The organism is Thiomicrorhabdus cannonii (genome assembly GCF_013391695.1).
Classification (GTDB): domain Bacteria; phylum Pseudomonadota; class Gammaproteobacteria; order Thiomicrospirales; family Thiomicrospiraceae; genus Thiomicrorhabdus; species Thiomicrorhabdus cannonii.
In genome coordinates this window covers 14,613-39,141 of record NZ_JACBGH010000004.1, presented here as the reverse complement: position 1 = coordinate 39,141, position 24,529 = coordinate 14,613, and the positions used below count along the sequence as shown (strand labels likewise).

The 24,529-nt window shown below is 53.8% G+C and carries 26 protein-coding genes; 7 read left to right on the top strand and 19 right to left on the bottom strand.

What is annotated here, in order from left to right:
• Window positions 1–632: 632 nt before the first annotated feature.
• The 14 genes from HZ297_RS05950 to HZ297_RS05885 form a co-directional block, all read right to left on the bottom strand.
• Window positions 633–998: a RusA family crossover junction endodeoxyribonuclease gene (locus tag HZ297_RS05950; RefSeq protein ID WP_178862089.1), complete on the bottom strand. Its 366-nt coding sequence runs from the start codon at window positions 996–998 to the stop codon at window positions 633–635.
• Window positions 998–1,519, bottom strand: a complete 522-nt coding sequence (locus HZ297_RS05945; RefSeq protein WP_178862088.1) for a siphovirus Gp157 family protein — start codon at window positions 1,517–1,519, stop codon at window positions 998–1,000. Before HZ297_RS05945 ends, HZ297_RS05950 begins: the two co-directional genes overlap by 1 nt.
• Window positions 1,516–2,217 (bottom strand): hypothetical protein, encoded by a 702-nt coding sequence (locus HZ297_RS05940; RefSeq protein ID WP_178862087.1) that lies wholly within the window; start codon window positions 2,215–2,217, stop codon window positions 1,516–1,518. The genes HZ297_RS05945 and HZ297_RS05940 overlap by 4 nt, the downstream gene beginning before the upstream one ends.
• The gene (locus tag HZ297_RS05935) at window positions 2,214–2,465 is read right to left on the bottom strand and encodes a hypothetical protein (RefSeq protein ID WP_178862086.1); all 252 of its coding nucleotides are present in this window, start codon (window positions 2,463–2,465) and stop codon (window positions 2,214–2,216) included. Before HZ297_RS05935 ends, HZ297_RS05940 begins: the two co-directional genes overlap by 4 nt.
• Window positions 2,440–2,628: a hypothetical protein gene (locus HZ297_RS05930; protein ID WP_178862085.1), complete on the bottom strand. Its 189-nt coding sequence runs from the start codon at window positions 2,626–2,628 to the stop codon at window positions 2,440–2,442. Before HZ297_RS05930 ends, HZ297_RS05935 begins: the two co-directional genes overlap by 26 nt.
• 11 nt (window positions 2,629–2,639) lie before the next feature.
• Window positions 2,640–3,170, bottom strand: coding sequence for a single stranded DNA-binding domain-containing protein (locus HZ297_RS05925; protein ID WP_178862084.1), 531 nt, complete (start codon window positions 3,168–3,170; stop codon window positions 2,640–2,642).
• A gap of 182 nt (window positions 3,171–3,352) precedes the next feature.
• Entirely contained in the window at window positions 3,353–4,678 is a 1,326-nt protein-coding gene (locus HZ297_RS05920) for a DUF3631 domain-containing protein (protein WP_178862083.1), read from the bottom strand.
• Window positions 4,662–5,585 (bottom strand): toprim domain-containing protein, encoded by a 924-nt coding sequence (locus HZ297_RS05915; RefSeq protein WP_178862082.1) that lies wholly within the window; start codon window positions 5,583–5,585, stop codon window positions 4,662–4,664. The genes HZ297_RS05920 and HZ297_RS05915 overlap by 17 nt, the downstream gene beginning before the upstream one ends.
• Window positions 5,582–5,791 (bottom strand): helix-turn-helix domain-containing protein, encoded by a 210-nt coding sequence (locus HZ297_RS05910; protein WP_218644557.1) that lies wholly within the window; start codon window positions 5,789–5,791, stop codon window positions 5,582–5,584. The genes HZ297_RS05915 and HZ297_RS05910 overlap by 4 nt, the downstream gene beginning before the upstream one ends.
• Window positions 5,792–5,917: 126 nt before the next feature.
• Window positions 5,918–6,865, bottom strand: coding sequence for a hypothetical protein (locus HZ297_RS05905; protein ID WP_178862080.1), 948 nt, complete (start codon window positions 6,863–6,865; stop codon window positions 5,918–5,920).
• Window positions 6,866–6,972: 107 nt separating this feature from the next.
• Entirely contained in the window at window positions 6,973–7,266 is a 294-nt protein-coding gene (locus HZ297_RS05900) for a hypothetical protein (protein ID WP_178862079.1), read from the bottom strand.
• 120 nt (window positions 7,267–7,386) lie between these two features.
• On the bottom strand, window positions 7,387–8,703 hold the full coding sequence (locus HZ297_RS05895) for a tyrosine-type recombinase/integrase (RefSeq protein WP_178862078.1): 1,317 nt from the start codon (window positions 8,701–8,703) through the stop codon (window positions 7,387–7,389).
• 289 nt (window positions 8,704–8,992) lie between these two features.
• Window positions 8,993–9,706 (bottom strand): hypothetical protein, encoded by a 714-nt coding sequence (locus HZ297_RS05890; protein WP_178862077.1) that lies wholly within the window; start codon window positions 9,704–9,706, stop codon window positions 8,993–8,995.
• A gap of 3 nt (window positions 9,707–9,709) precedes the next feature.
• The gene (locus HZ297_RS05885) at window positions 9,710–10,570 is read right to left on the bottom strand and encodes an HDOD domain-containing protein (protein WP_178862076.1); all 861 of its coding nucleotides are present in this window, start codon (window positions 10,568–10,570) and stop codon (window positions 9,710–9,712) included.
• Window positions 10,571–10,787: 217 nt separating this feature from the next.
• On the opposite strand from HZ297_RS05885, the gene HZ297_RS05880 reads away from it, so the two are divergent.
• Window positions 10,788–11,564, top strand: a complete 777-nt coding sequence (locus tag HZ297_RS05880; RefSeq protein ID WP_178862075.1) for a putative metalloprotease CJM1_0395 family protein — start codon at window positions 10,788–10,790, stop codon at window positions 11,562–11,564.
• A gap of 67 nt (window positions 11,565–11,631) precedes the next feature.
• Here the strand turns inward: HZ297_RS05880 and HZ297_RS05875 are convergent, their stop codons facing one another.
• Complete coding sequence (locus HZ297_RS05875; RefSeq protein WP_178862074.1) at window positions 11,632–11,943, bottom strand: ArsR/SmtB family transcription factor; 312 nt, start codon at window positions 11,941–11,943, stop codon at window positions 11,632–11,634.
• Between the two features lie 213 nt (window positions 11,944–12,156).
• On the opposite strand from HZ297_RS05875, the gene HZ297_RS05870 reads away from it, so the two are divergent.
• The 5 genes from HZ297_RS05870 to HZ297_RS05850 all read left to right on the top strand — a co-directional run bounded on the left by HZ297_RS05870 (window position 12,157) and on the right by HZ297_RS05850 (window position 17,097).
• On the top strand, window positions 12,157–13,494 hold the full coding sequence (locus tag HZ297_RS05870; RefSeq protein WP_178862254.1) for a S41 family peptidase: 1,338 nt from the start codon (window positions 12,157–12,159) through the stop codon (window positions 13,492–13,494).
• Between the two features lie 63 nt (window positions 13,495–13,557).
• Window positions 13,558–14,112, top strand: coding sequence for a DJ-1 family glyoxalase III (locus tag HZ297_RS05865; RefSeq protein ID WP_178862073.1), 555 nt, complete (start codon window positions 13,558–13,560; stop codon window positions 14,110–14,112).
• A gap of 293 nt (window positions 14,113–14,405) precedes the next feature.
• Window positions 14,406–15,287, top strand: a complete 882-nt coding sequence (locus HZ297_RS05860; RefSeq protein WP_178862072.1) for a YihY family inner membrane protein — start codon at window positions 14,406–14,408, stop codon at window positions 15,285–15,287.
• Between the two features lie 14 nt (window positions 15,288–15,301).
• Window positions 15,302–16,273, top strand: coding sequence for a FecCD family ABC transporter permease (locus HZ297_RS05855; protein ID WP_343034769.1), 972 nt, complete (start codon window positions 15,302–15,304; stop codon window positions 16,271–16,273).
• 2 nt (window positions 16,274–16,275) lie between these two features.
• Window positions 16,276–17,097 (top strand): ATP-binding cassette domain-containing protein, encoded by an 822-nt coding sequence (locus tag HZ297_RS05850; protein WP_178862071.1) that lies wholly within the window; start codon window positions 16,276–16,278, stop codon window positions 17,095–17,097.
• 50 nt (window positions 17,098–17,147) lie between these two features.
• On the opposite strand, the gene HZ297_RS05845 is transcribed toward HZ297_RS05850, so the two are convergent.
• The gene (locus tag HZ297_RS05845; RefSeq protein WP_178862070.1) at window positions 17,148–19,850 is read right to left on the bottom strand and encodes a bifunctional acetate--CoA ligase family protein/GNAT family N-acetyltransferase; all 2,703 of its coding nucleotides are present in this window, start codon (window positions 19,848–19,850) and stop codon (window positions 17,148–17,150) included.
• Between the two features lie 47 nt (window positions 19,851–19,897).
• Here HZ297_RS05845 and HZ297_RS05840 point away from each other — a divergent pair, with 47 nt between their 5' ends.
• Window positions 19,898–20,824 (top strand): histone deacetylase family protein, encoded by a 927-nt coding sequence (locus tag HZ297_RS05840; protein ID WP_178862069.1) that lies wholly within the window; start codon window positions 19,898–19,900, stop codon window positions 20,822–20,824.
• Here the strand turns inward: HZ297_RS05840 and HZ297_RS05835 are convergent.
• Genes HZ297_RS05835 through HZ297_RS05825 form a run of 3 tightly spaced genes read right to left on the bottom strand, consistent with a single transcriptional unit; the run spans window position 20,821 to window position 24,513 of the window.
• A complete protein-coding gene (locus tag HZ297_RS05835; RefSeq protein WP_178862068.1) occupies window positions 20,821–21,969 on the bottom strand; it encodes an HprK-related kinase B in 1,149 nt (382 codons plus the stop codon). The genes HZ297_RS05840 and HZ297_RS05835 overlap by 4 nt on opposite strands.
• 2 nt (window positions 21,970–21,971) lie before the next feature.
• Window positions 21,972–22,868: a GAK system ATP-grasp enzyme gene (locus HZ297_RS05830; protein ID WP_178862067.1), complete on the bottom strand. Its 897-nt coding sequence runs from the start codon at window positions 22,866–22,868 to the stop codon at window positions 21,972–21,974.
• Window positions 22,861–24,513: an aminoglycoside phosphotransferase family protein gene (locus tag HZ297_RS05825; RefSeq protein ID WP_178862066.1), complete on the bottom strand. Its 1,653-nt coding sequence runs from the start codon at window positions 24,511–24,513 to the stop codon at window positions 22,861–22,863. The genes HZ297_RS05830 and HZ297_RS05825 overlap by 8 nt, the downstream gene beginning before the upstream one ends.
• Window positions 24,514–24,529: the final 16 nt, after the last annotated feature.

Genomic DNA, 24,529 nt, shown 5'->3' with positions numbered 1-24,529 from the left:
GGTAACAAATTAACAGCACCATCGAAGCCGAGCTAATTGCAGCCTAGTCGGTAGGGAATTACAGGCGACTATAAGCGCAGCACTACACCCAAAAACAACAACGCCCCACGGCGTGGACGGCTTTCAGGGATTTTAGCAAACGGTACGGGAGTGGTACGAACGGTACAAGAATTCAAAACATTACCACAACCCCCTATTGGAAATTACATCTACACATAACCCGCGCCCTTTGTGCCCGTATGCGATCGGATTATTTTGAAAGGACCCTTCGATATTACCCTCCCCCTTTAAAAAAAATGGTCTGGGATATTTTTTCATACCGTTTCTAGGTATACCCCCCCCTAAAAATTTGGCCGGCGAGTCTACGTTGGGGGGGATGTGGTCTAGGAAAAGAATCGTGCCAACTTTCGACCCACCCCTTGGGTATGGTGTCTTGCTGTAACTGGAGTTAAGGCGCCAGGCGGCGAACATTGCGAGTATTGATATAGCGTTTTGTTGCAATAAAACAACGTGTAATTGGTATGAAAATTGAATTTTTTGAGTGTGGCGATTTTGTGGTGAATGGTTTGTAAGTTATTGATTTTAATGGTGTTGGTGACAGGTTCAACGCCTATCACCAGTAGAATCAGAAATCAGTATCCGTCAATCGACACCAAGCAGTAGCCGGCACGTTCCGGGTCTATGTCGCCGCGTGCCACGGCCAGCCGGTCGATCTGCTCGTCGTCCACGAATAGCCCGCCGTGTTGCAGTGCATCGAGTAGCGGCTTTATCCGGTTGTCGATGTCGAACTTACGCCGGTTGGGAGGGTAGAGCTCAATGCGCACCCGCAGGCGGTGGCTAATCCTCTCCCGGTGCAATCCTTGAGCCTGCAAGACTTGGGCGACCGCTGCTTTGAACTGGCGGCCTTTTAGGCTTAGGTGGATATGCTGGCCGGCGCGTCGGTAGTAGGTGTTTGCCGACGGCGCCCATGGCAGTGTGATCTGATAACTGGCCAGCATCATTTCACCCGCAGACTTAAAGGGCCTTTGACCAGCTGCGCACCGGGCACCGCTTGACCGTTCTTTAGCGCCTTGGCGATGGCTGTTTTGTCCGGTGCGATATCGGTCTTCACTCTCACGTATTCGTCCGGCAGTGCAGCTTCGTCGTCGATCTGCACGCGGTCCACCCCCTTGGCCAAGGTAATCGAGAAGAGCGGGCAGTCGATCTTGGTAATGCCGCTGGCTTCCATGTTGTAACGCAGGTACTCGCGCAGGTTGTCGCGGCGGTTATTGATGATTCGTTTGCGCTCTTGCAGACGCTTGATTTCCGCGTCGATTGCACTCGTGTCGCCGTCGAGTGCCTGGGCAAACTTCACGATAGCCACGGCCTTGTCATTGAATTGCAGGGCCATGCCTTCGAGTGTGTCGCGGATTGCTAGCATGGTGCTTTCGTCGCCGCCGCCGTCTTCGGTTTGTTCGATAGCGTCCATAAGGTTTTGAAGCTCCAGCATGTCGCCGGTCATTTCATATAGTGCGGTCATTGTGCGTTCTCCATCTGTTCGAGTTCTGCTTTGCGTTGGTCTTTGATCTTAGTTAGCTGAATCATCATCTTGTCGTCCTTGCGGTACTGGGCTTTGCGCACCGCCGAAGTGAATAGCCCTTTGAGCATCGATTCGGATATGGATTCACGCATCTGCTTCAAAATGGTCTGCATTTCGGTTTCATAGGCTTGCTGCTGCTTGGCCTCTTCCTCAGTACGGTTAACGGCCTTGTCGAGTGCCGCTTCCTGCTGCCGGTGTTGTAGGTACTCGGTATCTTCAAACTGGCCCATGAATACGTCGGCGTTAAAGCCAAGCTTTGACAGCGCCTTGCTCAAGGTGTTGGTTTCCAGCTTCTTGGCAAAGTCTGCGTCAGCCGCGCCACTCTTGCCCATCGTCGGCGATATGGCATTGCTGATCGGGAAGCTGCCGCCAGGGAAGTGGAACTCGGCGTGAACCAGTACCAAGCCAAGCTGCCTATCAATCAGGCCATAGTCGTATTCGATATTGCGCAATCCCCAGTTGCTGCCGTATGGCCCCCAGAGTTTGGTGGCTTCCCGCAGCTGATAGGTTGGGTCGATGGCCGTGTACCCGCCGCGCTGGTTCACCTGGTGGGTATGTGCCGGGTCCGTCTTTTGTACTTTGCTCCAGATCGCCATGGTGTCCGGCGTCGGTGCTTGTTGGTGCGTTCTCTCTGTCATGGTGCGGTTGCCTCAAGTTCGGTATCGATCAGGGTTTTCAGACTGGTAAAGCGTGCTGCGTCTTCGGTATCGTCGTTGCATGGTATTGCCAGTCTCTCGCAGACAATCGCTGCTATCCACGGTTCGCGCTTGAGCATCTGACGCACCTTTAGGCGGATGGACGGGCTGATCGCGGCGACGGTGCCTTGCATGGGGTTGTTGCGTTCCTGCTGCATCATTGGTTCAGTTCGCGGCTGCTGTGCTGTCATCGTCATGCTCCTTTGTCAGTTCGTCTTCTTTGCGCTGGTGGTAGAGCCAATCGCCGTAATCCTGTTCGTCGTCATATCTGGCCTGCGCGTTTTGCTTTGAGCCTTGTTCGTCATTCCAGAGCGCATCGTTGGCCATGCGGTTGTCCATGTCGTTTAAGTCCATATCGTCCACCGTTAGAAGTTAATGTCGTCGTCGGTAAAGTGGCCAGCGCCCATTGGTTGACCGATTTGTGGCGCGGGTTGATTAGGGCGCTGCTGGAATCCCATATCGCCTTGATATTGGTTTTGTGCATTGCTGATTGCTGGAGCCTGGTGCTGTCCTTGATGTGCTGACGAACTGCCGTTATTTGCTTGGCCGTTGCTTGATTGCTGGCGGCGTTGTTGGCTTTCACCATGACGTACCGGCTTTGAGTTCTTGCCACCGGCCAGTGTGTCGAGTGTGACCTGTATCTGCTCCACCGGTTGCTGCTGGTTATTGGTGTAGGTGTGTATCTTCAAGTCGCCGCTGATCTGCACGGTCTGACCCTTGTCATATTGCAGCAGTTCCTCGGCGATACTTCCGAACGCCACAATCGCCAGCGGCAGGTCCGAGCAGTCGCCCCCCAGTCTGGCAAAACAAAAGCCTGTGACCATTGGTGTGCCGGTCTTGGTTTGAATCTGATTTGGCGCTTTGGCCAAGGTTGCTTTGGTGGTAATCCATGCCATAGCTCATTTTCCTTATCTATATGTATCCGTTTGCGGATAGTGTGTTTTGAACCGCTACACCGCTACACGCCTTTATTCATGCGGGTTTCAGCCAGTTTTGAAACGCAACTGTTGCCCCTTGGTGTTGCGGCTTTAAAATGGCTCTATCCCTTTGTTGGCGCGGGTTGTAGCGGTGTAGCGCTTTAAATATCGGTATCAGGAGGAAGGTATCTATTAAAGGCATCGCCAAAGGCGTGTTTCTCGTACCCTTTGCATACGTTGCTGAAATACCGAATGTCCTTTGAGTTGATCTTGAAGGCACCCAATAACTTAGCCAGGCTGTTCTGCGTCATGGGGTTGCCCTTTCTCCATTCGCGCCAAGGCCGCTCTTCCAGTTTAAGAAGCTCGTCCACCAGCTCTTTAGACGGTATCTTTTCGCCCTTGTGGGTTTTGAATATCGTCCGAATATCCGATAGCAGCATGATCTGCGGGGTTGGTTCTTCTTCCTGATTGGTTAATAATGTGTAGGCTGTCTGCACCTTACTTGGCCAATCTCCACCGGCTCGGTATGCCATCGTAAAAAGGGGTATCCAGTTATCCACCGCTCGATCATTGCCAGCGTGCGGCGGTTCCATCTGGTTATCCCTTACCGCTTGCTTGTTGTCTTCACTCCACCGCGCCAGCATCTGCCGGTAAGCCTTATGCAGTTCCGCTAGATTCGCCGGCACCCGCTGGGTGGTTTCGTGGTTCATCTTGCGACGTAGTTCCACACACACGCCACGGTCCATAATGGTTCCTTGTAGCTGCTTAATCGATGCAAGTACCATAGGCGCCCATGTACTGAACTTGGTCGGCGTGTTGTTGTCGCCTTCCGAACGCACCACAAAGGCGCGGTTCTTCGCGTGGCCACTGTTGATAATGCCGATCATTTCGTCGTTTCGGTTTGCCACAAAGGTGTCGGCTTCATCGATAATCAGTGTCGGCTGGTAGGCTTCTATCGTCCGGTAGATTGCCGCCTGTGAAATGCTTGAAGCAAACAGGGCGCGTGGACTGAATGACTCCACCAGATCGAGTACCGTCGATTTGCCGCAGCGTTTCTCCGGGCTATGGACGATCAGCTTCGGAAAAATTCGGAACTCGTTAATGGCATAGGCACCGGCAATCCACAAGGCAATCGCCGTGGCTGCACCGGTTGGAAGGATGGCGTACCTGGTGATTTCACCTTCCAGCGACGTTAGAACCATATTTAGATCAACGGCCTCGTGCCAAGGCTCCAGTGATTCCACAACGGTAACTTCATTGCCGCCGTAGCGTTCTGCCTTAACCATCTTGTCAAGCATCGATACGCGCACGCCAAGCTTTTCGGCCTCGGCGTCTCGGCAACGCTCATAATCCAGATCGGATAGTGCGGCCAGGCGTTTCAAAATTTGCTCATCGTTTTCCGGCGGGCGTTTGGTGGCCTTCTCAAATTGCGCCTTTGCGTCCACAACGCTGCCGGCTTTTGGTTTATTGTTAGGTGTTTCGTCCATGTGCTACCTCGTTATGGTCAAGCCGATAGCGGTCGTTCCAATCGCTGCCGTCTTCATCCTCTGAAAACGCGGGAATGGATACCACTCCGTCCACGGCTTGAGCAGCCGCAATGGCTTTGTCGCGCCCGGCGTTAATGCCTTTTTCCTTTTCGGTCTGGTGATCGTTGTCACCGGCTATAACGATGTGGGCATGGGGGTAGGTGTTGCGCAGGAACTTGGCGACCGCTAGAAGGTTTCCAGCATCAAAGGCGCAGATCACGCTGGCGTCCGGTGTGTAATTCTCTGCCAAGGTTGCACCTGTGGCGAAGCCCTCACAGATAACCCAGTGGTCGATAGATCGCGCCTCAATCATGCAATACCCGCCAGCCTTGCGTCCGCCTGACATAAACCACTTGGAGCCGTCAGGCTGGATGAACTGTAACGACTGAATCACCCCCATGAATGGATGCGTAGAGCCATAGATCGGCAGTACCAGTGCGTTGTCGAAATCCATTACCGAACCGCATAGCGTGTTATGGGATTTAATGGCTCGGCTTTGCAGGTAGGGATGGCTAATTGTTGCCGGTCTTAACTGCTTACCTGTGTAGATCGCTTGCGCACGCTTGGCGGCGGTTTGTTCGCGTTTGAGTTTTTCGTGTTCGGCCTTGGCGCGTTCTTCCTTTATTTTTGCGTCCAGTTGGCGTTTTTCAGCAGCGGTCATTGGCGCGCTGTTTTCAGGGAAGTAGGTGTATTGCTCTCCTGTTGTCCAGTCGCCATAGTTGACGACGCCATCGCCTGACATAATCGCCCAGGCTGACCGGTTGCTGGAAGATTTGCCCGGAGCCGGGAAGCGTGTCCATTTTCCACCGCGAAGTGCTGGCGCTTGGTCGAAGCCATTGGCCTGCATGTGTTCTTGATGGGTCATCATTGCGCTACAGCCTGGTTGGTGTGATTAAACGTGTGCTTGGCAATCCAGCTTTCAATGTCGGATTGGCGATACATCACCTTGCGGCCGATCTTCACGAAAGGCAGATTATTGCGGCCGGTGTTGCGCCAAGTGGCAAGGGTGCCAATGGTTACGCCCAGTTGCTTTGCGGTTTCGTCAGGGGGGATTAGTGTGTTTTGTTGCGTCATGGTGTTATCTCCAAGTAATTGCATCTAAATAGAAGCATCTGCAATGCTTGGAAATAACTTTAGGGGGTGGTTTTGAATTTGCCGGTAAAAACGAATAAAGCGGTTTAAAACGGCTTTTTTACGGGATTATTTCGGTTTTTTCCATCTTCTAATTGCGTCATCAAGATTCTTTTTCGTGTATTGTCTTGCGCTGCCAAAATGCATTATGGACTCGTCTTTTCCTTTTCCTGCTATTTTGAAGTCACCTGTTTTTTGGATGTGATCTACCAGGTAGCGCCATAGCTGTGAAGGCTTTGGCTCTGCTTGGTTGTCATGAATGAACTTGTCCAGTATGGGCACGATGTAGGCGACGCCATCTGTTTGTGTTGTTGGAATGCTAGGGTATAGATCATGGATTGTGATCGCTGTTTCATGAGTGTCATCATTATGGCAATGATCTAGATTGAAATACCATTTTTCAAATTCCAGTAGTTTGCTCTCTGAAACGAACAGTTTTTTGATCGGATAGAAAGTGTTCTTGACCTTGTAATAGATGGCTTCGTTTTCGCTACTAGGGATTAATCTATCGGTCGTTTCGGGTTCAACAATAACAAACTCGTGGATATGATCTGGTGGGCCATAGTCTTCAATTTGATGTGGCGGCTGTATGAAAATTCCTATCCTTGAAACTGATAGTCCATAGTTTCCGTCTTTGTCTTGTGCTGGTTTGCAGTCTAGAATTCGTACAGCACGATCATTCCAGTACTGGGGTAATGAAATCAGGTTCGCAAATTTTTTGTGATCATCGGAGTAATCGTCTCCAAGTAATTGGGATTCCCACATTAAGGTTTCATAATTAAATAGGCAGTCCAGATCTTTAGTATTAACACCAAAATAATAACGTCCTCCTGATGGAACTTCATGTCTGATAACTTCTTCATTGATGGCGAAATCCTCAAAAAACGCGCTTACCTTTAACCCGTAATGAATGTACTGGCAAAATGATTCTGGGGCCAAATGTATTGGTATGTTCCAGCGGTATGCCAGAAACTCTAAAGACACCTCCCCTGGAGGTATTGGGGTATCAAGGTTCATAAATAAGACTCCCGTCTTATCCACAATTAAATGGGGGCGGCACCGTCAGGCGGGTGGATAATCCGCTTTTCTCCCCGTCGGGATAGGCGGTGCCGGTTCTGTTTGGATCAAATTGTATGGGTTGCGGTAGGTGCGCACGAAGCGTGCGGGAAATAGATGGCTTCAATTACGCCGACAAATTCCTTATTTTGGCTTTTTGAGCTAAGGTTTTCATAGTCGATAAATTCAAACGCGCCATTATGATTTTTGAATAAAATCACGTCTAATTCTTTTGGGAGAATGCTCTCATTGACTACTATGCGGTTACCTAGTCGGATATCTGGATAATATTTATCAGTTGTTACTTCATAAACGCGAGTATTGCGGTTTAACACGATTGATTCTTTGATTTCTGCTTTCATGGTTCATTCTCCATTTTATGGACTTTAAGGTGGTTTACGTGGGTAGCATCCCTGCGTTTTTGGTTTTTGCTCTATGTTTATTTTTTAATTTTCAAACAATGGTGGCGGTTGTGTTGTGATTTACCCATTGCTTGCTGACTGGTTGCTTAGCTTGAAGATCAGGCGGCGCTTTTCGTCATCGCTTAACTGGCCGATCAGTTGGAGCAGGGCGTCGTCGCTATTGGATACGCTTCTTCCGGCCTTCTGCAAAATGGCATCGGTGATTCGCTGGCTATGCTCTCGCAGGTCGTCGGCGTTAAGTGTGTTGTATCCCTCGGTTACGTCCGTTTTGCTTTGGGCATGGTTTACCAGCTGTTTGAGAATGTAGGGGGATATGCCAAGCCCCGTACCAGTAGCGTTGAAGGTACGGCGCAGGTCATGGGGGGTGATAAGAATGCCGGTTTCTTCGAGTAGGTATTTGAGCGCCTTCTTAACGTCAGAAATACGCCTGCTATCGTCGGTGGCGCTCGGGAACACGTACTCGCTCCCGGTGGATAATGCCTTTCTGCGTTTGAATACCTTCTCGGTTTCCGTTGTCATGGGGAGCCACAGCCGGCGGCCGTTCTTTGTTTCGGTCAGGTAGAAGCGCTTGTACTTCATTTCTACCTGGTCCCATTTGATTGACGCGGTTTCGGTGAAACGTGTGCCGTGATAGAGCAGAACCAAGAGCAGATCGGCGCCAGTCTGGTACACGCGGCGCTTATCCTTGGTCATGGCTTCGACGGTCTCAAGGAACGGGCGCAGCTGGTCTGATTCCAGTTTTCGCGTCTTGCGCTCCAGCGTGGTGAAGTGTTTGTTCTTACCCAGCTTCTTTACCGGATTTTCCAAGATCAGGGGGCGGCCGTCTAGATCGCGTATTTCGTCCATGGCCACGTTGAATATAGCTTTGAGCAATCGCATGGCTCGGTCGGCTTCTGCCGGGCTGCGCTTGGTGTAATCCTGGTGAGTTCGCAAAACCTTGTCGTAGGTGATGGCTGTCATTTCAATGTCGGCCAGTGGTGCGAGTACGTTTCTGAATGATTGGTGATAACCGGATACAGTGGTTGGCTTCAGCTTGCGAATAGTCAGGTAGCGTTCATACATTTGGGCAAGTGTTGATTGCTTGGTGCGCTCGAATCGCTTTTTGTCGTTTGGATTTATTCCATTGGAGAGGTCTGTCTGAATTTGGCGTGCTGCTTTTCTTGCCTGCTCAATCGTGACATTCGGGAATTTTCCAATAGTGATGTTTACCCGGTTATTGTTGATCCGGCTGCGAACGATAAAAGAGCCTTTACCTCCTTCGGTCTGCAAAAAGTATGCAAGGCCGTTGGCATCCCTATGGGTGTCGTAATAGGTTCCCTTCTTGGTGATTTCGTCCAATCGTTTGATGGTGAAACTGAACTTGTTTTCGCCTTCCATTTTTTTATGTACCGCCTATGTACCAGATTAAAAGCATTTTAATACATTTCAATCTATATTGGTATATCTGCGTTAAAGTAATGAAAACGCTTTAAATTCAATGGGTAGTGATGTTTTTACGCGTAGCTTCTGGGGTGTATGGATTAGTTAAAAAAGAAACTCATAATCGTTAGGTCCACGGTTCAAGTCCGTGAGGGCCCACCATTATCAAATTAAAGAAAACACTACGGTTCTTTGGCAGTTGCATTTGCTCCGGCTGGCTTTGATTATGCCAACAGAGCGGTTTCCGCTATTTGAGCTTCATGCCTTCACGCCCCAATGCAGCGCGGTTTGCGGCTTCTTTTATTTTCATCATAATCGCGGTTTTGGTTTGTTCGGAAATTGAAAAATCATCATGGAATGTGGAGGCGTTTTTGAGCTTTGCATATTTCTCGCGCGCCTTGGGGGTCACGGCGAAAACGGTATCGCTGAAGGCCATGTCATCAAACTCAAACAGCGACAGCTGTTTCTCCTTGAACATGCGTTCGATGTCTTTGATAAAAGAGTCGGTGTTATGCAGGATGCGGTTTTGCGTGGCGACGGTGACGGAGATATATTCCTTGGGAGTGAAGTCAAGGTCGGTGACAATGCGCTGGGCAATGTGTTTGCGGTCATCCGGTACAAAAGGTTCCAAATGGCGCATGAACTCTTTCTTCTCGAGTCTCATCATGGCGGATACGGCCTGATTGCGCGCCGAACTCCGCAGTTGTTTGACGGTGGCAAAAAACAAGGCGCCCAGTAGCAGGCTGATGGCGGCGATAGCCATGCAGATGGAAAGAGCGTTCAGTTTGGTTGTCAGCCACAGGGTGGCGCCGACGGCAGTGGCCAATACAGACCATGAAGCCGTGATAATCTTGATGTAATGCGTCTGGATATACCACGGATAATACAATTCTTCTTTGAAGATGGTCGTATCCAGGCTCAGGAGGTGCTGCAGCGCGGTGAGGTGATTGAATTTTCGCATGGCTTAGTGTCCTCCGGGTGCAGCACCTAATGAACTTCCCCATTTGGAAACGGCCGCCGTTGCGGCTTTGATGGCATTCTCAGGCAGGTCAAGCGCCTTCAGGCCTAGGTCGCGATACTCCTTTAACTCTTGTGTCAGATACTGTTCGCCGTTTGCCTGGGCGACCACAAAATTGGCGACCATAATCAGCGCCGTTAGATGGCGTACCTTCTGGTCCTGTACCGTTTTGAGCAGGAAAGCGGTGTCGTGGTGCAGCAGAATCGCTTTGTAAACATCGGGATTGAAATTCCATTTTTTTGAAATGTAAGTGCCCAAATACACATGCGAGGTGCCGAAGCGCTTCTCTTCCTTGTCGAGTGTCGAAATGGGATTGGCAAGGAATCGTTCAAATACCTCTTCGTAATCCTGATTGAAGAAACGCGCCAGATAGATGGCCCCCACGTTCTGCATGAGTCCCGCCATATAGGCCTCGGAGCGCGAAACATCATACACCCAGAATGCCAATTCCGCCGCCGCCAAGCCTGCCTGGGCACCATGCAGCACAACGGATTTTTCGCTGCTGTTTTGCGAGAGTAGGCGGGTCAGGCAGCTGGAAACAAAGAGGTTGTATATTTCGTCAAGTCCCAGTACGTTGACGGCGGCCTTGGCGTCCTTGATTTCGCTTTTTTCACTGGTCACGTTGGTGTTGACCAGTGTCAGGAAATCCCCAAGTAACTCCGCGTTATGTGCGATCAAATTGGCGATGGTAACGGTGTTAGGGTACTTTTTATGAAGCTCTTCCTGAAGAAGGAGCACTTCTTCGGGCAGGCTGGGTACCTTGGTTTCGTTGAATATTTTAACGGCTTGGTTGAGTTTTGCCTGCATCGCCTTTTTGCCAGTTGGGTGCTTTAAAATGGGGGCCTATCCGATTTTAGCAATGAAATAGATAAAACCACTAAAAAAGTTGAGCCGATGGAGCGATGCCGTTGGCATAATAATGACTTATGTGTGTTCTAATTTTATGAATTAGAAGACTTTTTTAGGTGTGATAGAATTTAATTATTATTGAATCAGTCCTTTTTTGATTGTTTGAGGCATATTGATGTTGTCGATTGCATCCTCCCTTCCCACTGTGCATTTGCCGACGGCCGTGCAACCGGCCGGGCGCGACGCTGTCTCTTTGGAAACTCAGGCCGCGCGGCCGGTCATAATCCCGGCGCAGGGAAAACCGGCCGAGGTAGCATCCACTTCAACGCCACAAAAGCCCTCTCAGGAAGCGTTCCAGGAAGCGTCCCAGGATCGCCAGCCGTCCAAACAGCAAGCTCAGCAGGATGATGCCCAGGTTCAGCAGGTTATCAATCAGTTAAAGGCGCGCGATAGCGAAGTCAAAGCGCATGAAATGGCGCATTTGGCGGCGGCCGGCGGATTTGCCACCAGCGGCGCTTCTTTTGTCTACCAAACCGGCCCCGACGGTAAGCGTTACGCGATTGGCGGCGAGGTCGGTATCGACACTTCCGCCGTGCCCGGCGATCCGCAAGCGACTTTGCAAAAGGCGATGATTATTCAAAGGGCGGCTTTGGCGCCCGCCGAACCCTCTTCGCAAGACTTGAAGGTGGCCGGGTTGGCCATGCAGATGGCAGCGCAGGCGCGCATCGAAATCGCGCAGCAAAACCGCGAAAGCGCTCAAACGGGCCAAACCACAGCGACGGAGAATTCAGCAGAACAGAACGGGGTGCAAACGCAGGGTGCGCTGGATGGCATAGACGACGGCAGCGACCGTTCCCGAAGCATCGCGGTAAACGCGGACAGCGAAAATGCCTTGGGTGTGTTGCAAGCGGCACGCTCGCAGTTTGATTTAAGGTTGAATCTGCAGGGTTAGCCCAGTAACGAAAATAAAACAGCCGGCAAACGCCGGCTGTTTTCATTGAAGACGATGGAGAGTCGTTTTAGTTGACCGGACAGAAGGTGGCCTGCATGGCCTCCATCAGTTTCAAGATATTGGGGTCGCGCACTTTACAGAGAATTTTACTGCCCTCACGACGCGAGGTAATAATCTCTTTTTCGCGCAGAATGTCGATATGTTGCGAGATATTGCTCTGCGTCGTACCGACTTTGGAAACGATGTCCATCACCGGCAGTTCCTGCTCGCCGATAACACACAAGATTTTCAGTCTCAGCGGATGTCCCATGGCTTTGAGTGCTTTAGAGGCTTTGTTGATGTTCTCTTCTTTCATCTCATAGGGTTTGGCGTCCGGCATTAATTTCACCATTTCATTTTATAACTATATTCTGTAGGGTTAATGCGTTGATTTTAATGAAAAGCGCAGACTATGTCACGTAAAGTTCATTTATAATGGCCTAAATTATTATGGGGATAAACCTGGCGTTTGTCCCGCTTTCATGTTAGAAACATGAAAAAAACCGTACAGGAGTCACAGGTGAGTAAAACGGCATATAGCAAAGCAACATGGATGGTAAGCGGCGCATTTTTGGGTGCGCTGGTGGTCCTGGCCTCGACAGTGATGGCCGATAAAGGTGTTCAGGAACAGACTCCTGAGCCGGCTGCGCAGGAAAAAGTCTCCTTGCCGTTGCAGGAGTTGCGTGCCTTTGCCGAAGTGTTCGAGCGTGTTTCCAGCGATTATGTGGAAGAGGTCGACGACAAGAAGCTGCTGGAAGGCGCCATCAGCGGCATGTTGTCGAGCCTGGACCCGCATTCGGCGTACCTGCCGCCTAAAAGTTTCGAAGAGATGGAAGAGCATACCAAAGGCGAGTTTGGCGGTTTGGGGATGGAAGTCGGCATGGAAGACGGTTTTGTCAAAGTCATCTCCCCGATCGACGACACCCCGGCCGAAAAAGCCGGGGTCAAAGCCGGCGACTTGATTATCAAGCTGGGGGATGAGCCGGTCAAAGGCAAAACCCTGAGCGAAGCGGTCGATATTATGCGCGGCAAGCCGGGCACCAAGTTGAAATTGACGATTGTGCGCAAGGGCGCGGATGCCCCCATCAACCTGACGATTACGCGCGCGGTCATCAAGGTCAAGAGCGTCAAACAGAAGATGTTGAAAGACGGCATCGGCTATGTGCGTATCAGCCAGTTCCAGGTGCGTACCGGCCAGGATTTGCTTGAGGCCATCCAGAAACTGGACGAGCTTAACAAAGCCCCGATTAACGGTCTAGTTTTGGATTTGCGTAATAACCCCGGCGGGGTCTTGACGGCGGCCGTACAGGTTTCGGATGCCTTCTTGAACGACGGTTTGATTGTTTACACCGAAGGACGCATCAAAAACTCCAAAATGCGTTTTGAAGCCGAAAAGGGCGACGTTTTGGAAGGCAAGCCGATGGTGGTATTGATTAACGAAGGCTCCGCTTCGGCATCCGAAATCGTTTCCGGCGCCTTGCAGGATCAGAAACGCGCCATTATTGTCGGACGCACCAGTTTCGGTAAAGGTTCGGTGCAGACCTTGTTGCCGCTGAATAACGGCGCGGCTATTAAGGTTACCACGGCGCGTTATTACACGCCGCTAGGACGCTCCATTCAGGCCGAAGGCATCAAGCCGGACATTCAGGTGGATTTGGCCAAGATTGAAAAGGTCGATACCTCCGACTTTATGAATGTCAAAGAGAAAGACCTCTCCGGCCACTTGGAAAACGGCAACGGCAACGGTAAAGACAAGGCGGATAAAAACGGCGAATCCAAACAAGCCTCCGCCGATGAAGACATTGCCAAGCTGCTGGAAAAAGATTACGAGCTGAACGAAGCGTTCCGTGTCCTCAAAACCATGGCGCTGACCCAGCAGATGCAAAAGTAATTTGCAAACCTTTTCAAAGCCACTTCACAGTGGCTTTTTTGTTTAGATTTTGTGAGGTGCAAGATGGCAAAAGTATTGGTTCCTTTGGCGCAGGGTTGCGAAGAACTGGAGGCGGTCACCATTATCGACCTGCTGGTGCGTGCCGGCATTGAGGTCGTGACTGCCAGTTTGGATAGCGAGCGCGTCATTACCGCCAGTCGCGGCGTGCAGTTGGTGGCGCAAACCACCTTGGATGCGGTGCTCAATCAGGCTTTTGATCTGGTGGTACTGCCCGGCGGTTTGCCGGGGGCGGATTATTTGCAAGAGGACGAGCGCATTATCCGGTTACTGCAAACAACCGCCGCCGCGGGTGGTTATGTGGGCGCGATTTGTGCGGCGCCACAAGTGCTGGTCACGGCCGGTTTGCTCGATAACCGCCAGGCGACCAGTTACCCCGGCGTGATCGACCGTGCGCCGGCGGAAGGCATGACCTACCTGAACCAGGCGGTGGTGGTGGACGACAGGATTATCACCTCCAAAGGGCCGGGAACGGCAATGGACTTTGCCTTGACCTTGATTGAAAAACTCAAGGGAAGCGGCGTGCGCCAGCAGGTGGAGCAGGGCTTGCAGCGATCGTAATTGCTCAAAACCGGGTTTTAAAAACTCAACAGGCCGGGTAGGAGGCTTCTTACCCGGCCTGTTCAGTTTTTGAAAACGATTTTTTTTGCGGAAAACTTAGGGTTTGCCGTAACCGGCATCACGCCGCTTGGAAAAAATCCACATTCTAGTCTATTCGCGGTTTGCTTGCCGGGCGAAACCGCCATCAATCGGGTATTATAAAGCGCGATGGGCACGACTCATACCCTTTGATTGCCCTTTGATTGCCGTTGTCGCGGCGCGATGTTTCAACCCGGTTTTGTGCAGAGAGGACTATGACAAACGAGACGCAGGTTTCCCCCACACAGAGCGAATGGAGCGACTCTCCGGTTTGGCACTGGACTTTCTGGAAACGCGTGATTGTGCGTTTCCAGCAGCGTCAGGGCACCGATGCGGTCGGCATTCTCGCCTATACCTCCCTGCTGGGGATTGTGCCGATGCTGGCGGTGATGCTCAGTCTGTTTTCGGTTTCGCCGTGGTTTGCCGATTTCGAGGCGCTGGTGATGGATCAGGTGGTGCACAATCTGATGCCGTCGTCCCATCCGATTATCGAATCCTATTTGATGACGTTTTCGCAACAGGCGGTCAATTTGCAAGGGCCGGGGCTGGCGGTGATGCTGTTCACCACGGTGATGTTGCTGTGGAAAGTGGATCAGAAACTTAATGATCTTTGGCCTGAAGGACGTCGTCGTCGCTGGTGGGTGAGCCTGTTGCACTATCTGGGGGTGAGTCTGCTCGGGCCGATTCTGCTGGGGCTGAGTCTGCTGACCAGTTCCTATCTGCTGGCGTTGCCGCTGTTGAGCGAGGCCTTTCCGTTTCTGGAGCAATTGACCTTTGGCGTGCGCATTTTGCCGTTTGCCTTTTCATTACTCGGTTTTGCCGCACTGTATAAATTTGTGCCGGCGCATCCGGTGAGCAGCAAAGCCGCTCTGATTGGCGGGTTGATGGCGACCATTCAGCTCGAACTGCTCAAAAGCGGCTTCGGTTTCTACGTGCAGTGGTTCCCGTCCTACAACCTTATTTACGGCGCGTTTGCGGCAGTGCCGCTGTTTCTGCTGTGGCTTTATGTGCTGTGGTTTGTGGTGATATGGAACGGGGTGGTCGTCTCGGTGCTGAATCCGCGCTATCTGGCTAAAAAGCAGGGGGCTGCGGTTTGACGCGGCGTTTGCGCGTGCCCTTTACGCTACTGGCAGCGGCGTTGCTGACCGCGATGTTTTTGAGCCTGCAGTCGGGCAGTCTGGCGATTGGCATCAGCGATTGGTGGCAGGGTTTGAATGCCCAGCAGAGTCTGGTGTTGTGGGAAATCCGCCTGCCGCGTCTGCTGATGACGGCGCTGGTCGGTGCCGGTTTGGCGGTGTCGGGCGTGGCCTTGCAGGCGCTGTTCCGCAACCCTTTGGCCGAGCCGGGATTGATAGGCGTTTCCAGCAGCGCCGCGCTGGGTGCGGTCATGGTGATTGTGTTGGGCGGACTTTTGTGGGGCAGTGTCAGCGGTTGGCAGATGAGTCTGGCGGCGTTTGTCGCCGCAGCCATCGCCACCTTGCTGATCTACCTGATTGCCACGCGCAACGGCCATACCGATGTGGCGCTGATGTTGTTGGCAGGGGTGGCGCTGAATGCGGTGGCCGGTGCCTTGACCGGCCTGTTGATTACGATTTCCACCGATGCGCAGCTGCGTTCGGTGATGTTCTGGATGATGGGCTCGTTTTCCGCCGCGTCCTGGACGGCGGTCTTGTGGCTGGGCGGTGCGGCGCTGTTGGTGATGGCGCGGCTGGTGTGGCTGCGGCGTTCCATGAACGCCCTGTTGCTTGGCGAGGCGGCCTGTCTGCAAATGGGTTATGCGGTGCAGCCGTTGAAGTGGCAGATCATGGGCTTAAGCGCGTTGCTGGTCGGTTCGGCGGTGGCGTGGGTCGGCGTGATCGGTTTTGTGGGGTTGATGGTGCCGCATATGGTGCGACTGTGGCTCGGGCCGGATCATCGCCAGCTGATTCCGTTGAGCGCCTTGGGCGGCGCGCTGTTGCTGGTCTTGGCCGATTGGCTGGCACGCAGTTGGATGGCACCGGCCGAACTGCCGATCGGTCTGTTGATGGCGCTGATCGGCGGGCCTTTCTTTTTAAGCCTGTTGCTGAAGCGTCGCGGAGCGTGAAGATGACGAGCCGCGTTCCCAGTACACTGCGTTTTGACCATGTCGTTTTTGAAGCGCAAGGCCAGTCGCTGCTCAAAGGCGTATGCGGCGAGTTTAGCGGCGGATGTATCCATGCAATCGTCGGCCAGAACGGTGCGGGCAAAACCACCTTGTTGCGTTGCCTGAGCAAGGAGTTGACGCCGCAAGCGGGGCAGATCAGTCTGCAGCAGCGTGCTTTGCGGGATTGGTCGTTTGCCGAACTGGCGCAACGCCGCGCGGTGCTCTCCCAGCAGCAGGAACTGGCATTTTCCTTTAGCGTGACCCAGCTGATTGAATTGGGGCTGGAAGTGGCCGGCGGCCGTTTTGAACAGCGGCAGTCACGTTTGCAGGTGCTGCTGGAGTTGTGCGATTTGCAGGCGCTGGCGCAGCGCAATATTTTGACCTTGTCCGGCGGCGAGCAGAAGCGGGCGCAGCTGGCACGCGTGTTGGCGCAGATCTGGCCGGACGATTGGCAGAATGATGCGGCGTTTGCCGGAAAGTGGCTGTTTCTGGACGAGTGGTCGGACGGTCTGGATCTGAAGCATCAGGTGCAGATCGGCTGTCTGCTCAAACAGCTGGCCGCCAAAGGCCTCGGCGTGGTCATGATTTTGCACGACCTCAATCAGGTGGCGCAGTGGGCCGACGAGGTGCTGCTGCTCAAACAGGGTGAAGTCATGGCGCAGGGCGACACCCAGGCCATGTTGACGCAAGCCAATCTGCTGACGGTAATGGATGTTGAGGTGGCCATTTTACCGGCGAGCGGCAGTACACCTCTCTTGATCTTCCCGGCGCGTCATTCCCATTAAAAACCGCCAAAAAAACTCAACAGGCCGGGTCTGCAGGCCGCCAAATGAGATTAACCCGGGTGACTCGGAATGAGCGGCAGGCTGATGGCGGTGATCTGCGGATCATCCTCCAAAGGCGTCAGCTTGAAGCCGAAGCTTCTCGCCAGACTCAGCATTTCCACATTCTCACTGAGCACCTCGCCCTCCATGCGTCTTAACCCCTTGGATTTGGCATGGCTGATCAGGCTTTGCAGCAGCAAAGCCGCCACGCCCTGATGCTGGTAGTCGTCGCGCACCACAATCGCCATTTCGCAGGAGACACCGTCGGGGTTGGTGGTGTAGCGCGTCACCGCGATTTCAATGGTCTGCTGGTTGGCATCCTCGGTGGTGGCGATAAACGCCATTTCGCGGTCGTAGTCGATCTGCGTGAAGCGCGACAGCATCTGCGGCGTGAGGGTTTGCAGATGGTTCATAAAACGCAGATAACGGCTGCGCTCCGACAGGTTGGCAATGAAATCCATCTCCATCTTGGCGTCTTCCGGGCGGATCGGACGGATGGTGATCGCCAAGCCGGTTTTGGTCTGTACTTGCTTGCGCAATTCCGCCGGGTAAGGGTGGATGGCCATGTGCTGATAGGGCAGGGCGCGAATGTCGGGCATCTGCACGCGGATACGTGCATCGACCGCCATGACGCCGTGCTCGTCGGCAAACAGCGGGTTGATGTCAAGCTCGGTAATCTCCGGCAGTTGCGCCACCATATCGGAAATGCGCAGCAGCACTTCGACAATTGCATCTTCATTCACCGCCGGGCGGCCGCGGAAATTACCGAGCATCTTCGCGACTTTGGTGCGGGCGATCATGCGGCGTGCAATGAAATCGTTCAGTGGCGGCAGGGCGATACTGCGGTCTTGCAGCACCTCTACCTCGGTTCCGCCGCTGCCGAAGGTGATCGCCGGGCCGAAGACCGGGTCACGCGCCACGCCCACCAGCAGTTCGCGCGCAAAAGGGGCGTGGTACATGGGTTCGACGGTGACGCCGAGAATTTTGGCCTCCGGCTGTATCTGCTGGACATGGCCGACCATCTGGGTGAACGCCTGGCGGACCTCCTGCACGCTGTTGAGGTTAAGGCGCACGCCGCCGACGTCCGACTTGTGGGTGAGGTTGGGCGAGTTGATTTTGATGCTGACCGGAAAGCCGAGCGATTCGGCCGCCACCATGGCCTGCTGGGCGTTGCTGGCTTCAATGGACGGGGTGATGGGGATGCCAAAGGCGTGCAGTACCGCCCGCGTTTCGGTGCTGCTTAAAAACGCACGCTGTTCGCCGATGGCACTTTGAATCAGCGTGCGTGCGCCTGCAATATCCGCTTGAATGCAGGGTTGCTCGCCGGTGGCGGGCACCTGCATCAACAGCTGCTGGTTTTGATGATAGGCCGACAGGAAGGCAAAGGCTTCCACCGCCGCTTCGGGCGTATGGAAGGTGGGTATTTTATGGGCGCTGAAATAGGCGCGTGCCTTGGCCACCAGGCTCTCGCCGAGCCAGGCGGTGAAAATAGGTTTGCAGTGCGGCGTGTTTTGCACAAAATCGGCCAGCGCCTGCGCCACTGTTAACGGATGGGTCATGGCCTGCGGCGTGAGCAGCACCAGAATCGCATCGAACTGCGGGTCGTTCTGGCAGGCTTCAACAGCGCTCAGATAGCGCTCGGAAGAGGCATCGCCGAGCACATCGACCGGATTGCCGTGCGACCAGTGTTTGGGCAGGGTCGCGTTCAGTTTCTCAAGAGTTTGCGGCGTCGGCTGCGGCAGTTCGATGCCGAGTTCGGCGGCGCGGTCGGTGGCCATTACGCCCGGCCCGCCGCCGTTGGTGACAATGGCCAGGCGGTTGCTTTTGAGATGGATGCCGTTGGAAAGCGTTTTGGCTGCTGCGAACAGCTGGAAAATGGTGAAGGCGCGGATGGCGCCGGCGCGTTCGATGGCGCTGTTGAAGACATCGTCGGAACCGATCAGCGCGCCGCTGTGCGATAGCGCGGCGCGGCTGCCCGCAGGCAAACGCCCGGATTTAAGCAGTATGACCGGCTTCATGCGTGCGGCGGTTTTCAGCCCGCTCATAAAGCGGCGTGCATCGGCAATGCCTTCGATATAGAGCAGAATGCTGTGGGTCTGGTTGTCGGTGGCGAGAAAATCGAGGATTTCGCCGAAATCGAGATCGGCGGCGTCACCGCTGGACACGACCAGCGAGAAGCCGACATCGTTGGCTTCCGCCCAGTCGAGTACGGCGGTGCACAGTGCGCCTGACTGCGAGATCAATGCGAGATGGCCGGGACGCGCCTGATTTTTGCTGAAGGTGGCGTTGAGTCCGATTTTGGGACGCAAAATGCCTAGCGAGTTGGGGCCGAGCAGGCGCATGCCGTAAGCGTGGGCGCTGGCGGTCATCTGCTGTTGGATGCGTTTGCCGTTTTCGTCTTCAAAACCGGCGGAGAGGATAATCGCGTTGGCCACGCCTCTTTGGCCGCAAGCCTGGATAATCGCTGGAATGGTGGCGGCGGGCGTGGCGATGATTGCGAGTTCGGGCACTTCGGGCAGAGCGCACAGAGTAGGATAGCAGTCTTGCTTTTGTACTTTGCGGTGTTTAGGATTGATGGGGTAGAGTTGGCCTTGATAGCCGCCCTTCAGCAAATTCTGCAGCGCGTTGGCACCCACGGAATCGGGCCGGTCGCTGGCGCCGAACACGGCGATGCTGGCCGGATTGAAGAGTTTGGATAGATAGTGCGGCCCCATGGTTCGAAACTCCTGTGATGGTCGTTAGAGAAGCGGAGATAAACGCAATGAATCTTTATATTACGCATTCAGCGTGTCGTTTGCATGACAATGGTGTTTATCATCCCGAAAGAGCCGAACGTTTGGGACGCATTCAGGACCAACTCATCAGCGCCGGCCTGTTCGATTGGTTTATGCACGCCGAGGCGCGTGCCGCCAGCGACGAGGAACTCTGTCTGGTGCATCATCCCGACCTGTTGCAGTCTATCGAAGCCGCCTTGCCGGAAAAGGGCATTGTCGGGTTTGACGAAGACGTTTATCTGTGTGCGCACAGTCTGGAGGCGGCGCGGCATGCGGTCGGCGCGGTATTGGACGGTATTGATGCGCTGCATCATGGTCGTGCCAAACGGGTGTTCTGCAATGTGCGACCGCCGGGGCATCACGCCGAATACAAGCGGGCGATGGGGTTCTGTCTGTTCAATAACATTGCCATCGGTGCGGCCTATGCGTTGCAGCACTATGGTTACGAGCGCATCGCGATTGTCGATTTCGACGTGCATCACGGTAACGGCACGGAAGATTATGTGCGCCGCGAACCGCGCGTCTGGTTCGGTTCGAGTTTTGAATTCCCATTCTATCCCTATACCGATCCCGAATCCGACCTGCCGAATATGGTGAAGATTCCGCTGCAAAAATACAGTAACAGCGAGGTTTTTCAACAGGCCTGGTCGGAGCAGGGCTTTCCCGCTTTGGAGGCTTTTGCGCCGCAAATCATTCTGGTTTCCGCCGGTTTTGACGGCCATTCCATGGACCCGTTGGCCAATCTGCGCCTGCATGAGAGTGATTATGGCTGGATTACCCGACAATTGGTTGCCATTGCCGAACGCCATGCACAGGGCAGAATCCTGTCGGTTTTGGAGGGCGGTTATGATCTGACCGCCTTGAGCCTCAGCGCCCGCGAGCATATCAAGGCGTTATTTGAACTTGGGGATTAAAGGCCGGGAATCAGCTTGAGAATGGCGTGTTCTGCCGCGCCAAAATCCACCCGCCCGACAATCTCGAACACCTTGCAACGATGCAGCGCCTTCAGATAAGGCTCCGGTTGAGGCTGGTAACCGTTCGGCAAAAAGCCTATGCCCGGTTCGGCATACAAAGGCCCCGGAGATTTCATGATGGCTTGCAGCAGATCGGGACGCTCCGACAGCTCGACTGGATTGATACGGATCGGCTGGGTGTTGCCATGCTGCCAGTTCAGTACAAACAGGGCGTGCAACGGGCTTTCTGGCGCATAGCAATCCGCACCAAACAGTGCATTGACCGGCACGTCGTATTTTTGTTCGAGGATGCGCAGCGTTTCCTGCGGCAGCGCCAGGTAGTGGCGGCGGGCTTCCTCACCGATCAAATTGATTAAATGGCGGTTATTGACAAGCGTGCCGGGATTGACGCGCGGCTGTTTGGGCAAACCGCGCATCAGCAGACGGCCTTCCGGATTGGGTTTGATAAAAACCCGATCGTTGCTGATAAAGTGCTGGCCGTGTTCGAGCAGCTGCAGCATCAGCGTCGATTTGCCGCCGCCGGAGAAGCCGGCAAAGGCAATGCCTTTATTCTGGACCTGCACTGCCGAGGCGTGCATAAGCTGCCAATCATGGCGCAGATTGCGGTTGGCGTACTGGGTAAGGATAAAGTTGATGACCTGGTTAAAGTTCGCCTCGATTTCGCCGAAAGCGAGCGGGCTGTATTGTGCATTTTCGGGTCTGGCTTGCGGCGCGGGTTGCAAAAAGACCAGACCGGTTCTGTATTTGTAAAGCAGGCGCACCGCCTGTTGCGGCAGGACGCTGTCCAATATTGCCTCTTTGCGGCCCGTTTTACCGCCATCCCGCTGCCAGTCGGTCCAGGCGGCTTCATCAATCAGATCGTTGAGGCTGTCGGAATGGTAGATTTTGATGCTCTGCTCTTTCGGCCAGGGTTCGTCACGGTTGACCTTGGTGATCCACCCTCTGAAATAGTCTTTGAGAAAGTTGATCAGAGCGGGGGAATTGGTATAGATACGCAAAGGATAGGCGCTCAGGTTCAGCTCTATGGCCGAGGGCAGCAGGGCCATGCTTTTTTCCAGCAGTAGCATCTGTTTGAGCAGTGACATAGTTATTTTCCGGCTAGTAATTGTTGAATCACATAGTCCGCATAGCGGCTCGCCATATTGGTTCCCAAGCCTTCATGAGCGCCCTTGAATCCCCCGAATGCGGAGACTTCAAAGCAGACGGGGCCCTGTTCGGTTTCGGCAATATCCACAGTAGTATAGCTTAAATTGAATTGGGCTTGCGCTTTGTGTGCCAGGGCGATGATGTCGTCACTTGGGGTGACTTTGGCGTATTTGCCGCCCGATTCAGTGGTGGTGTTCCAGCTTTCGCCGTTGCCGACGCGCGCATAGGCGCCCTGGTATTCTCCGCCCAGGAAAATCAGGCCCATATCCTGTCCCGGCAATTTGAGGCGTTGCTGTACATAGTAGAAACCGTGTTGCTGGCGGTAGGCCTGCAGCAGCGCCTTGAGTTTCTTTTCGGGCAGAGTGCTGGAAAGCACCTGCATGCCGCGCGCCTTGGTGGAAAAAAGCGGTTTGAGAATGGCTTCGCCAAAACGTTGCACGGCCTCATAAGCGGCCTGGTGGTTTTCGGTAATCAGGGTGGCGGGCATCGGAATGCCTGCTTTGGCGAGCGACACGGTGCAGCTCATGCGGTCCACCAGGCGCATGATTTCCGCCGGGTTGGAGAAGATTCTGACGCCGCAGCATTCCACAAAACGCAATATTTCCAGCCTGTCCAATACCGCCGGGCTATAGGTCTGGGAGATTTTCTTGATGACAATCGCGTCCAGCTTGCACAGGCATTGTCCCCGGTAGAGCACTTCGGGTTTGCTGAGGTCGGCGACGACCTGTTCGATGTCGATGACCAGACGGAAACCGGTGCGCTGTTCGATCTCGTCGGCAAGCACCTCGGTGGACCATTTGCCGGGAATGCCGACCACCCCGATTTTGAGCTTAGTCATGGAAGAGTTCCTTGGGAATCTTATAGTGGTGAAGCTCGTCGTCCGAGAGCTGCAGTAACTGTTCGATCAGCAGACGGCCTTTGAAGTGCATCGATTTGGCATGTTCTTTATCGAGCACGAAACGCGTCGAGGTGATCAGCGAGCGCGCCAGGCCCAATGCCAGACGCAGTTCAACGTCGCGGTCGTCGATTTTCGCGGCATATTCGGTGGCAAACGCATAACTGGCTTGCATGGCCTGGACGATGCGTTTGCGTACCGTCGGATCGAAATTGGCGATGCGGTAGAAAGAGACCATCAACACCGATAAATCCTGCACGTAATCGAGGTATTCGGAACGGTGCAGGTCGATAAAGCTGATCTGCTCTTCCAGCGGATCGTAGAGGATATTGTCGGTGTTGAAATCGCCGTGAATATAGACGGCCTTGGGCACCTGCAGGCGCTTTTCAAATTTTTGCGCCTCTTCCACCAAGGTTTCCAGCGAAACCTGTTTGACATTGCCGATTTTCAGGCCCTTGAGCTGGAAATCGGGGTGGACTTCGTAAACCTGCGGCAGACGTCTTTGCAGCTGCTTCATAAAGTGTGCCGGATGCACTTCGTCAATGGCAGTCTGTTCCCAGATTTTGTTGAGTGTGGCGAACAGGGCATCGAGCCCTTTTTTGAGGGGTTTGCTCTGTTTTGCCAGCAACAGTTTATTGAAGGTCTGGCCGGTCAGGTATTCATACAGCAGGGCGGCTTTGTCGCCCTGTTTCTGGTAGGCGTAAACCTCCGGCGCTATGCCCGGATATTTCTGGTGCCATTTTTCAATACGGGCTTTCTCTTCCTGCAGTTTGGTTTTCTTGCCCTGTTTGAAAATAGCCAGTATGCGGTCTTCGCTTTCGCTGGAGGCGCTGACGCCGGAAATGGTGCAGCCGGATTTGGTTTCGCCCATCGAGTGGATGTTGAGATCCTGCCGGCGGATGCCGTCGAGCACGCTCAGGCTCTCTTCGAGCGCGCGGAAACGGTCGATCTGGATGAACTGGCCGAGGTTGGCCGACATAATGCCTTCGCCGACGCGCAGCAGCGCATCGCCCATCAGGTCGATGTCTTTGAGGATAAAGCAGGCTTGCAGCAGGGCGTCGCTCTGGGGGGGGGAGATGCCCTGGCGCAGGCGTTTTTTGTATTTGTCGAGCTGTGCCGAGCAGGCTTTGTCGATGCGCAGTTGCAGGCGGCAGATGTCGACCGCTAATGTCAGGCTGTCGCTTTCAATCGCCGCGGTAATCAGCGACAGCCCTTTGTTGAGGTCTTGCAGCGCGCTGAAGACGTTCTTTTTGCGGATCAGTTTGAGCGAACCGATATGCTTGAGCTGGTGCGCCATCTGTTGCAGCTGTCCGGAGAGCGCCTTGAGACTGTGGGCGATATGTTCGTAGCTTTGAATGACGATGCGTTGCTGGGCATCGCTGTGCTCATTGGTGCGACGGCCATACTGGCGGCCGGCGCGTTCCAGCAGGGTCAAATGGGCATTGTCGATATAATCGACGCGGCCGAGGCTTTTGTCGAGCAATCCCGGTTCCTGATTTTCCAGGGCGTCAGACAGCAGCTGCAGCTGTTTTTGCAGGTCTAACAGCAGAAAGCGCAGGGTTTCATAGAGAGGCGGAAGGATTCTCATGGATTATCGGTTGCGC